The organism is Noviherbaspirillum denitrificans, from assembly GCF_002211445.1.
GTDB classification, from domain to species: Bacteria; Pseudomonadota; Gammaproteobacteria; order Burkholderiales; family Burkholderiaceae_D; genus Noviherbaspirillum; species Noviherbaspirillum denitrificans.
On the sequence record NZ_LSTO01000001.1, the window covers coordinates 1,249,630 to 1,261,093 of the forward strand.

The 11,464-nt window shown below is 63.7% G+C and carries 8 protein-coding genes and 1 pseudogene; 6 read left to right on the top strand and 3 right to left on the bottom strand.

Annotated features, from left to right (window positions below; translation table 11 throughout):
- Positions 1-661, top strand: a 661-nt coding sequence (locus AYR66_RS29380) for a porin (protein ID WP_206047080.1), incomplete at its 5' end; no start/stop codon positions are given.
- Positions 662-725: 64 nt separating this feature from the next.
- On the opposite strand, the gene AYR66_RS06260 is transcribed toward AYR66_RS29380, so the two are convergent.
- Positions 726-1,634 (bottom strand): PEP-CTERM sorting domain-containing protein, encoded by a 909-nt coding sequence (locus AYR66_RS06260; RefSeq protein ID WP_088706807.1) that lies wholly within the window; start codon positions 1,632-1,634, stop codon positions 726-728.
- 317 nt (positions 1,635-1,951) lie between these two features.
- On the opposite strand from AYR66_RS06260, the gene AYR66_RS06265 reads away from it, so the two are divergent.
- From AYR66_RS06265 to AYR66_RS30360, 4 genes are all read left to right on the top strand, one after another.
- Positions 1,952-2,173, top strand: a complete 222-nt coding sequence (locus AYR66_RS06265; protein ID WP_141104032.1) for a hypothetical protein — start codon at positions 1,952-1,954, stop codon at positions 2,171-2,173.
- Between the two features lie 352 nt (positions 2,174-2,525).
- Positions 2,526-5,219, top strand: a complete 2,694-nt coding sequence (rpoD, locus tag AYR66_RS06270; protein ID WP_088706809.1) for an RNA polymerase sigma factor RpoD — start codon at positions 2,526-2,528, stop codon at positions 5,217-5,219.
- 44 nt (positions 5,220-5,263) lie between these two features.
- Positions 5,264-6,127: a DMT family transporter gene (locus tag AYR66_RS06275; RefSeq protein ID WP_088706810.1), complete on the top strand. Its 864-nt coding sequence runs from the start codon at positions 5,264-5,266 to the stop codon at positions 6,125-6,127.
- A 287-nt stretch (positions 6,128-6,414) separates the two neighbouring features.
- Entirely contained in the window at positions 6,415-7,947 is a 1,533-nt protein-coding gene (locus tag AYR66_RS30360; RefSeq protein WP_170942079.1) for a methyl-accepting chemotaxis protein, read from the top strand.
- On the opposite strand, the gene AYR66_RS06285 is transcribed toward AYR66_RS30360, so the two are convergent.
- Positions 7,931-8,881: a LysR family transcriptional regulator gene (locus tag AYR66_RS06285; RefSeq protein ID WP_088709637.1), complete on the bottom strand. Its 951-nt coding sequence runs from the start codon at positions 8,879-8,881 to the stop codon at positions 7,931-7,933. The genes AYR66_RS30360 and AYR66_RS06285 overlap by 17 nt on opposite strands.
- A gap of 120 nt (positions 8,882-9,001) precedes the next feature.
- Between AYR66_RS06285 and AYR66_RS06290 the strand changes: the two genes are divergently transcribed.
- Positions 9,002-10,096 (top strand): alkene reductase, encoded by a 1,095-nt coding sequence (locus AYR66_RS06290; RefSeq protein ID WP_088709638.1) that lies wholly within the window; start codon positions 9,002-9,004, stop codon positions 10,094-10,096.
- Between the two features lie 65 nt (positions 10,097-10,161).
- On the opposite strand, the pseudogene AYR66_RS06295 reads toward AYR66_RS06290, so the two are convergent.
- Positions 10,162-11,448, bottom strand: a pseudogene (locus AYR66_RS06295) (tripartite tricarboxylate transporter permease); the annotation flags it as partial.
- Between the last annotated feature and the right edge of the window lie 16 nt (positions 11,449-11,464).

Consider the following 11,464-nt stretch of genomic DNA (forward strand, 5'->3'; position numbering starts at 1 on the left):
CTCGCTCGCCGCCGGACGCCAGTACGGCCCGCACTGGGCGGCCATCGACAGCCTCGATCCGCTCGACGGCATCACCGGTGGCGCCTTCAACCTGCTGCGCCGCACGGTGCGCACAGACAATACGCTGAAGTACACCACGCCGACCTTCGGCGGCCTCACCGCGGACATCGCCTGGGGCTTTGGCGAAGTCGCGGGCAACAATTCCGCCAGCAGGACACTGGGCGGCTCGCTCGTCTATGCCAACGGGCCGGCCGTCATCAAGCTGGCGCACCACGACGGGCGCAACGCCGCCGACACGGACTCGACGAAGAATTCGGTGCTGATCGGCCGCTACGACTTCGGGCCGGCAAAGGCAATCCTCGGCTACCAGGTTGAAAAGGGGCTGGGTGCGCTCGACCGCGATGCCGCACTGGTCGGCGCGCAATTCCCCTTCGGTCCGCATACGGTGATGGCGACCTACATCCACAAGAACGACAAGGCCGCGACCAACAACGACGCGAACATGGTGGGACTGGCCTATACCTATGCGCTGTCGAAGCGGACCAACCTGTACACCTCGTACGTGAAGATCGACAACAAGAACACGCTGGTCTACACGACCAAGGTGGGTGACGGCAGCGGGGACAGGGAGTTCAACGTGGGAATCCGGCACAAGTTCTGATCGGGAGCCGGACAAAAAAGGGCCGGCGATTGCCGGCCCATGCTTTCAGTGGAAACGACTGACGTCAGCTTGCCTTGCGGCGCATGAAGCCAAGTGCCAGCAGGCCGATGCCCATCAGGAAGACCGTGCCCGGCAGCGGCACATTGGTGGTCTCGAGCGGGTCGCGCGCCCAGATGCTGTAATGGGAAATATCCTTGCCGCCAAGGTCGTCGGTATTCCACTTGCCGCTGAAGGAGTACGGAACCGTCAGGTCGAATGCGCCGGGGAACGAGTTCAACAGCGTATTGAAGTTGAAGTCGTAAATTGCCCAGCCGCCTTCCTTGTCATCATCCTTTTTCGCAGTGCCGCTACCCGCCTTGAACACGAAGGCAAGCTGGTCGAAGTAGCTGCGATCGAACAGGCCTTTCGAATCGAGGATGGAGACGATGTTCGGATTGATCAGCAGCGTCCAGGTACCGTCGGCCTTCAGGTCGAAGGTCAGCACGTCATTGATGTTCAGCGTGTTAGCGCCGTTCTGGATGGTGTAGCCGTCCATCGTTCCGACACCTTGCTTGGATCCAAGCATGACCCAGCCCGGATCAACCGCGAGGTTGGGATCCTTCAACGGCTGGAAGGTCGAGCCGTCGGTCAGGAAGAAGCCCGGATCGACATAGTAACCATCCTTCAGGTAGCCGCCGTTGAGCAGGCCGTCGCCAAGCCAGCCGAGGTTGGGATCAGGGGCATTGGTGCCGTTCTGGGCATCATTGCCGGCGATCACGCCGAAGCATTTTGTCGCGTTGATCCCTCCTGGCGGCAGCCCCACAGGAGTATTCGGCGGGGCGCTGGTGTACATGCTGGTGATGGAAACGGAGTCAAGGGTACACGTTGCGGTGTTCGTGATCGGCGTCGGCGTCACCGGCGTCGGCGTTGCTTGAACGGAAGCAACAAATAGTACCGAGGCCAGGACGGGCAAGACGTGAATTAACTTTTTCATAATTTCCCCCACTGAAAGTCAGTCGATATATGCAAATAGCAGGCCTAGAAAAATAATCTTTGCTTTTCAACGACTTGAGTCAAATCAAGAAAATCCAGCGATACCGCTTGTAAAAAAAATCGACAAAACCTCTTGCCATTCGGCAAAGTCTTGTGATAGGTGCGCACTGGATCATGAAAATTGCAAGGAGCAAAACGTCCTCGCCGTAGTCAAAAGCGCATATTCAAACTGGCGATGCGAACCGTTTCCGAAGCGAAATTTTTCCCTTGTATTTCGCGCGGCCATCCCCACATCGAATGGACTTGATGGAGGAAATCTTGCCTAACGACGCAACACACCGTACGAAAGTCACCCCCGGCACCTGGAGCACCGACGAATACATCCGCCGCTGGGCACGCAACCACGGCATGGTATCGGGCGAATGCATCGTTCCGCTGCAAAGCCTGCACGACCAATGGGTCGCACGCATCGACTTTGACAAACAGGGCGAACCGGTCGAACGCCTGACTGCGCACGACCAGGAGTTGTGCCCGGCATAACGCCGATTACCTGCAGCAAAAGCAACACATCCTCCGGCGGGCAAGCATGCCCGCCAGGTTCTCCGCAAGCCCTTTCAACATCGCTTGAACTTTTCCCCTCGCGCGACGATCAGTGATCCGAACCGGGAAGTCCGATATAATCCCGTTCCTTTTTGCCTTTCGGCAAAATCCGTTTTTTCCAGCCAAATACACTCTCACGAAGGTTGCGATCCCGTTGCCCATCCAAGCATCAAGGTGGCGGAACGCGCTTTGGCGGTTGCAGATAGTCGTTATGCCATTCTCCCTTGCCGGACAGTGCGCGCGGGTCATGCCGCGTGCCGCGAGGAAAGCATGGCTGCCCAGATGTTGATTGATGAACAAGAACCTGAAGACTTTGACCTTGTCAGCCCGCCCTGCCAGGCCGGCGACCGTTGCAGACAGCCCTTTGCCCGCTTCCGGATCCGCTCCCGATCCGCTGTCCGAGGCCGAAATCGGCCGTGCGCCGACCATCGTGGTGCGCCGCTCGCGCCTGGCTGCGCCACCCGCGGCTGCGTTGCCGCCGGATGACGAACCCGGCAGCGGCGCAGCGCCCGCGCAGGGCCCCGTCGTGATCCGCAAGCGTCCGCGCGTGTTCAGCACATCGTCGGCCGAGCCGGTTGCGGTGGCAGCGCCTGAATCGGCACTTGTGGTGGAAGAGGCCGTGCAGGAGCCGGCGGCACCCGTTGAACTTGCCGTAGCGCCTGTTGCGGAAGCCGCACCCGCAGTGGAAACCGTGACGGTTGAGGAAACCGCGCCCGTCGTGGACGACATGCCGGAATTTGCCGTGCAGCCCGCCGCGCCAGTGCCCGCTCCTGTTGTCATCAGAAAACGCTCCCGCCTCGCGGCGCCGTCGACGCCCGAACCGGTGCCTGCGGAAGAAAAGCCGGCGCTTGAACCCGTGGCCGAAACCACCGTGCCGGCAAAAGGCAAGGTGCGCGTGCTGGCGAAAAAGCCGGCGGAAAAGCCTGCGCCCGCGCCTGCTGCCGTGATCAGGCAAGCCGCGGCTCCGGCACCCGCTCCGGTAGTGGAAAGCACCCCTCCCACTGTCCCTGCTCCCGCTCCCGCCGCCGCCCGTCCCGGCCGCAAGCCGTCCGGACCGTCGGTCGAGAGCGAGGAAGTTGCGGAATGGAATGCAGCCGAATACGCGGAACAGCGCGCGGCGAAGGTACGCAAGTCATCCGCGAAAAAGTCCGATGAAGGCATCGACAAGCACCGCAAGCAGCTCGCCACGCTCATCAAGATGGGCAAGGAGCGCGGTTACCTGACGCATGCGGAAGTCAACGACCTGCTGCCCGAAGACATCCTCGACAGCGACACCATCGCCGAGATCATGCAGACCATGGGCGACATGGGCATCTCGGTGGTCGACCAGGCGCCCGACGACGCGCTGCTCCTGCTGTCCGACCGCGTGGTGTCCGGCGCGAGCGACGACGAAGTGGAAGCGGTTGCCGCGACCGCGCTGTCCGGCGACGAGGATTACGGCCGCAGCACCGACCCGGTCCGCATGTACATGCGCGAAATGGCGACCACGCAGCTGCTGACCCGCGAAGGCGAAGTCGAGATCGCGCGCCGCATCGAAGACGGCCGCCAGGAAATGATCGGCGCCATCTCGGCCAGTCCGGCCGCCGTGGCCGAACTGCTGGTGCTGGCGGAGAAGATCGAAAAGGAACAGCTGTCGGTCGACGATGTAGTCGACGGCCTGATCGAACTCGAGGACACGACGCCGGCCGCCTCCGCTTCCGATGAAGACGGCGACATCGACGACATGGACGAAGAGGAAGACGAGCTCGTCTCCGAGTCCGAAGATGCCGGCCCCTCGGCCGAACAGCTCGCGCAGGTGCGCACGCTGTCGCTCGCGAAATTCGCGCTGATCGCCAGCCAGGCCGAAGTCATGCGCAACGACGCCGCCGGTCGCGCCGCCGCGCAGCAGGCCATTACGCAGGCGATGCTGGGCATCCGCTTCACGCCGAAGACAGTCGAGAAGCTGTGCACTGTCGTGCGCAAGCAGATGGATGAAGTGCGCGTCTTCGAACGCCAGGTGGCTGCCATCGTCGTCGACCAGTGCGGCATGCCGCGCGACCGTTTCATCCGTACCTTCGGCGAAAACCAGACGGACATGGACTGGATGCAGCGCGAAATCGACTGCGCCTATCCGTACAGCCCCGCGCTCGAGCGCCGTATCCACGCAGTGCAGGAATTGCAGGCCAAGCTGGCGGAAGTCGAAACGCGCGCCGGCGTGCCGCTGCGTGACCTGCGCGAAATCGGCCGCCACATGCTTGCCGGCGAGCGCCGCGCGATGGACGCCAAGCGCGACCTGACCAAGGCCAACCTGCGCCTCGTGATTTCGATCGCCAAGAAATACGTGAACCGCGGCCTGCAGTTCCTGGACCTGATCCAGGAAGGCAACATCGGCCTGCTGCGCGCGGTGGAAAAGTACGAATACCGCCGAGGCTTCAAGTTCTCGACCTACGCAACGTGGTGGGTGCGCCAGAGCATTTCGCGCGCGATCGCGGACCAGGCGCGCACCATCCGCGTGCCGGTGCACATGATCGAGACCATCAACAAGATGAACCGCATCATCCGCCAGACCGTCACCGCCACCGGCTCCGAGCCCGACGCCGCGGCGCTCGCCGAGAAGATGGGGCTGACCGTGGAACGCGTGCAGGAAGTGCTGCGCATCGCGAAGGAACCGGCGTCGCTGGATGCGCCGGCCGGTGACGACGGCGATGCGATGCTGGGCGACTTCATCAGCGACGATGCCAACCTCACGCCGGAAGCGCTGGCCATGCATTCGGGCATGCAGCGCGCGATTTCCGAAGTGCTGGAAGACCTGTCGCCGAAGGAGCAGAAGGTGCTGCGCATGCGCTTCGGCCTCGAGACCGTCAGCGACCACACGCTGGAAGAAATCGGCAAGCAGCTCGAGGTCACGCGCGAGCGCGTGCGCCAGATCGAGATGAAGGCGATGGCCAAGCTGCGGCATCCGACACGCGCCGAGAAGCTGCGCGCGTTCCTCGACGATCGCGGCTGACATGGACGGCCGCGCTTAGGCGCGGCCGTTATATCATTTCGCCAATGCCCGACACCGCGAAAAATCCCCGCCTCGGCCTCACCCAGATCCATCTCGCCGTACTGCTCGCCGGAGGCGCAGGCCTCTTTGCCAAGCTGCTTGCCGTCAGCCCTGCGGTACTGACCGCCGGCCGCACCGTGTTCGGCAGCATTGCGCTGCTGCTGTTTGCGCTCGTCACGAAGGCCAGCCTGCGGCCCGCCAGCGCGAAAGACCTCGTCTTGCTCGCGCTGTCCGGCGCCATCCTCGCGTTTCACTGGTTCACCTTTTTCCTGGCTATCCAGGTGTCGACGGTCGCCATCGGCCTGCTGGCGTTTTCCACCTTCCCGCTGTTCACGACCTTCCTCGAACCGCTGGTGTTCGGCGAACGCCTCCACCGGCGCGACATCCTGACTGCCGTCGCCGTCACTGCGGGCCTGGTGCTCGTGACGCCGAGCTTCGACCTCGGCAACCACCTGACGCAAGGCCTCCTGTGGGGCATGCTGTCGGCATTCAGCTATGCGGTGCTCTCGCTGCTGTGCCGCTCCATCGCCGGCCGGTATGCGGCCGCGACCATCTCCTTTTACCAGCAGGGGTTTGCGGCGCTGTGCGCGCTGCCGTTCGCGTTGCAATGGCAGGGGCAGCTGGGCGGCGGCGACCTGCTCGCACTGCTTGTGCTCGGCGTCGTCTTCACCGCGCTCGGCCAGGGCCTCGTGGTGGCGAGCCTGCGGCATCTGCGCGCGCAAACGACGAGCGTGGTGTTCGGACTCGAGCCGGTGTACGGCATCGCGCTCGCGTGGATGCTGCTCGGCGAAGTCCCGTCACTGCGCACCCTGCTCGGCGGCGGCCTGATTTGCGGTGCCGTATTCCTGGCATCAATGCAGCGGCATTGACGCGCGCGACTTTCTTTCCTGTAATGACAATGCATCAATTGCCAGCTGATTCACGTCAGCTGGCCGCAACAATTGCCGTACGGCATTAAATATCCGTATTAGACTTTACCTTCCGGCGAAGAAATAACGCTTCTGCTTGCCCTCGGTACGAGTCGCCGGACCGGGTTACCCACGTGGCAGCCCGCGCACTCCGCCTTGTCCGCCGTTACCCCGACGGAGACCGCCCGCCACAAACCCGCGGTGCAAGCGCAATCGATATGAAAATGGGGGACTGTATGATCCGCAACATGACCATCCGCACGAAACTGATCGCCGGATTTACGTTCGTGCTTGCCCTTGCCGCCGTGATGACAGCCATCGGACTCTGGCAAATGAACCGCGTCGCCACCGCCACCGGCGCGATGGCTGGCTTTGCTGGCAAGGAAAGGCTGGCGCGGGAATGGCTGCAGGGAACCGCGGTTAATGCCACGCGGGCGCTGGCCGCCGCACGCTCCACCGAACCGGCCAGCCGCAAGCTGTTCCAGGACGAAATGTCCGCGCAAAGCGCCGGCATCACGAAGATCCAGCAAGAGCTGGAGCAGCTGATAGGCGAGGCGGACGGCAAGCGCCTGCTCGATGACGTCGCGAGCAAGCGCAAGGCCTACATCGATGCCCGCGGCGCCATCTTCAAGATGCAGCAGGACGGTGCCGATGCGGCCGCGATCAAGGAACAGGTCGACAGCAAGTTCGTGCCGGCGCTGAACGCCTACGTGCAATCCATTTCGGAAGTGGTGAGCTACCAGAAGCGCAAGCTGGAAGAGGCCAATGCCGACGTGCAGGCGACTGAAACCACCGGACGTGGCATCCTCATCGGGCTCGGCGTCGTAGTGCTGGCAGCGGGTGCGATCCTGTCGCTCATCCTGTCGCGCGGCATTGCGCGGCCGCTGGCCGAAGCAGCCGGGTTTGCGCAAACGGTGGCTTCGGGCGACCTGACCGGCCGCATCGAAGCGCGCTCGCAGGACGAGACCGGCACGCTGCTGCGCGCGCTGGGCGAGATGAACGACAGCCTGCGCAGCATCGTGACCGAAGTCAGGCAGGGCACGCACAGCATCGCCACCGCGTCGGTGCAGATTGCCGCCGGCAACAGCGACCTGTCCTCGCGCACCGAATCGCAAGCCAGCGCGCTGGAAGAAACCGCGTCGTCAATGGAGCAACTAACGGCCGGCGTGCGGCACACCGCGGACAGCGCGAACGAAGCGAATCGCCTCGCCGCCGAAGCCGCATCCATTGCCGAGCAGGGCAACGAAGCCGTGGGACAGGTGGTCGACACGATGAGCGCGATCAACGCCTCGTCGCGGAAGATCGTCGACATCATCGGCGTGATCGACGGCATCGCTTTCCAGACCAACATCCTCGCGCTCAATGCGGCGGTGGAAGCGGCGCGCGCCGGCGAACAGGGCCGTGGCTTCGCGGTCGTGGCCGGCGAGGTGCGCACGCTGGCACAGCGTTCCGCCGCGGCGGCGAAAGAGATCAAGGACCTGATCAACGATTCGGTCAGCAGCGTGGACGAAGGCAGCAAGCTGGTCGAACACGCGGGCGGGACGATGCAACGCGTCGTATCAAGCATCCGCCAGGTGCGCGACCTCGTGTCCGAGATCGCGTCCGGCACCGACGAGCAGAGCCGTGGCATCGAACAGGTCAACCAGGCGGTGTCGCAAATGGAACAGGCGACCCAGCAGAATGCGGCACTGGTCGAGGAAGCGGCAGCGGCTACCGAAGCGATGCGCGGACAATCATCCCACCTCGCCGACATGGTGGGCAGGTTCAAGGTCGCTGCCTGAGCGCGCCCTCCTCGTCGAGAGGGGTGAGCATCTCCGCGATATCGGGATCCCTGCTGAACGCCTCGGCGAAATGCGCGACGAAGCGGTTGACCTTCAGCGAAGGCCGCCGTGCCGGCTGGAATACCACATTCAACGGCAGCGGCGGCAGGCTGTAGCGGGTCAGGATGGGCTTGACCCGGCCCGCACGGATATCGTCGCCGTACACCCACTGCGGCGAATAGCTGATGCCCAGCCCGCCGCAGGTCGCCTCCCGGATCGCCTCCGAACTGTTCGACTGGAAATTGCCGCCGACCCGCACCGCGATGTCGGGCTTGCCTTTCTGCTGGAAAACCCACTCGTTGAGATTGACGAGGCCGGAGTAGATCAGGCACTGGTGATGGACCAGGTCTTGCGGATGCTTCGGCTCGCCGTGCCGCGCGAGGTAGGACGGCGCCGCCAGCGTAACACGATGGGCGGTGCCGATGCGGCGCGCGACGAGGCGGCTGTCCTTCAGCTCGCCGACGCGGAAGGCGACATCGACGCCGGCCGCCACCAGGTCGACGAAGCTGTCGTCCAGCTGCAGATCGATCCGGATATGCGGATAGCGTTCATAGAAATCCGGCAGGCGCGGCACGATGTGCAGGCGGCCGAAGTTGACCGGCGCCGCCACGCGCAGCACGCCGGAAATTTCGTGCTCGGCGCGGTGCACCTCGATGCGCGCCTCTTCCAGCGTATCCAGCACCTGGCGGCAGCGCTCGTAGTAGAGCTTGCCGGCTTCGGTCAGCGAATGGCTGCGGGTGGAGCGCACCAGCAGCTTCGCCCCCAATTGCGCTTCCAGCGCCTGCACCTGCTTGCTGACAGCCGACTGGGTCGTCAGGCCTTCCCGCGCCACCGCCGAGAAGCTGCCGGTCTCCACCACCCGCACGAAGGTTTCCATCAAGCGCAGCCTGTCCATATTGCCCTCATTCATTCCTGTTCGGAATAAATTATATCGCCCGTGATGCCTATTTCATTCTGCGGGGAATAGCCATAATTTCTTCCCATGCTCCCCTTCAACCAGATCGGAACCGACACCATGACAGCACACAAACTCTTCCAGTCCACCCGCATCGGCGACATCGAGGTCGCGAACCGCATCGTGATGGCGCCGCTCACCCGCAGCCGCGCCGATGAACCGGCCGGCGACGTGCCCGGCAGCGCGATGAACATCGAGTATTACCGCCAGCGCAGCAACGCCGGCCTGATCATCAGCGAAGGCACGCAGGTATCGCCGGTCGGCAAGGGTTACATGGCCACGCCGGGCATCTACTCGGATGCGCAGGTCGAAGGCTGGAAACCGATCACACGCGCCGTGCACGAAGCCGGCTCGAAGATCGTGGCGCAGATCTGGCACGTCGGCCGCGTCACCCATCCGGGACTGATCGGCGGCGCGCAACCGGTTGCCCCGTCGGCGGTGAAGCCGAATGTCATCGCCTACACGCGTGACGGCAAGGTCGAAGCGCCGCAGCCACGCGAGCTGAGCATCGAAGACATCCGGCAAGTGGTCAGCGAGTACCGCCGCGGCGCCGCCAACGCGATCCGCGCCGGCTTCGACGGTGTCGAGATCCACGGCGCCAACGGCTACCTGATCGACCAGTTCCTGCGCAACGGCGCCAACAAGCGCACCGACGAATACGGCGGCTCCATCGAAAATCGCGCGCGTTTCGCGCTCGAGGTGGTGGATGCGGTGATCGCCGAAATCGGCGCCGGCCGCGTCGGCATCCGCCTGTCCCCGGTGACGCCGGCGAACGACCTCTCCGACACCGATCCGCAAGCGGTCTTCGGCTACCTGGTGGAACAGTTGAATGCACGCGGTATCGCCTTCATCCATTTCATTGAAGGCGCCACCGGTGGTCCGCGCGATGTACCGGGCTTCGATTTCGCATGGGCGCGCAAGGCGTTCAAGGGCACCTACATCGCCAACAACGGCTACAACCGCGACATGGCGATCGATGCGGTCGAGTCCGGCCGCGCGGATGCGGTGGCCTTCGGCCGCCTGTATATCGCCAACCCGGACCTGGTGCAGCGCCTGAAGCTGAATGCGCCGCTGAATGTGCCGAACCCGCAGACGTTCTATACGCCGGGGCCGGTGGGGTATATCGATTATCCGGCGCTGGAAAAGGCGGCCTGAGACAGCACCGTGAAATAAAAAAAGCCCGCTCATCGAGCGGGCAAAGACCAACTGCAAATCTTAATTCAAGCAGCCTGCAGCGTATCGCTTCGGCGGCGCCGCGCCAGCGCCTTCATCAGCAGCGGCACCGTGACCATTGCCGCGGCACAAATCCACAATGCCAGCGAAATCGGGCTCTCCCACAGGATGCCGATGTCGCCATTGGTGATCGACAGCGCGCGGCGCAGGTTCTGCTCCATCATCTCCCCCAGCACGAAGCCGAGGATCAGCGGCGCCATCGGCACCTCGCACTTGCGCAGCACGTAGCCGACGATGCCGAGCGCTGACATCAGGACCAGGTCGAAGGTCGTCGCATGCACCGCATACACGCCCACCGTGCTGACCGCGAGGATGCCGGGCACGAGCGCCCAGTTGGGCACCTTGAGCATGCGCGTAAAGATGCCGACCATCGGGATGTTCATGAACAGCAGGATCACGTTACCGACGAACATCGATGCGATCAGGCCCCACACCAGCGTGGGCTGCTGCTCGAACAGCGCGGGTCCCGGCGTGATGTTGTAGAGCGTAAGCGCGCCCATCATCACCGCGGTCGTGCCAGAACCCGGCACGCCGAGCGTGAGCATCGGCACGAAGGAACCGTTGGCGGCGGAGTTGTTCGCCGCTTCCGGCGCGGCCACGCCGCGGATGTCGCCGGTGCCGAAGGTGCCTTCCTTGTCGGTCAAGCGCTTTTCCATCGAGTAGGTGATCGCGCTGGCCACGGTCGCGCCCGCGCCCGGCAATACGCCGACCACGAAGCCGACCAGGGAAGAACGCACCGTGCCCCACCAGGTGTAGGCCAGTTCCTTCATGTTGAACATGTTGCGGCCGGTTTCCGGAATCGCCGTCGAATGCGCCGCCTCTTCCAGCATCAGCAGCAGTTCGCTGATCGAGAACAGGCCGATCACCACGACGATGAACTGGATGCCGTCGGTCAGGTGCACCGAGTCGAAGGTGAAGCGATAGACGCCGGAATTGGCATCGACGCCGACGGTCGCCAGCGACAGGCCGACCAGCGTCGCAATCAGCGCTTTCACCGGCTGGTCGCCGATCAGGCCGGTCAGGCAGGCGAAGGCGAACACCATGAGTGCGAAGTATTCCGCCGGGCCGAAGGCGAGCGCCCATTTCGCGAGGATGGGCGTGCAGATGGCGAGGCCGGCGGTGGCGATCATCGAGCCGACGAAAGAGCTCCACGCGGAGATCGACAAGGCGACGCCGCCCAGGCCTTTCTTCGCCATCGGATAGCCGTCCATTGCAGTCATGATGGCGGCGGCATCGCCCGGCACGTTGATCAGGATGGAAGAAATGCGGCCGCCCTATTCGCAGCCGATG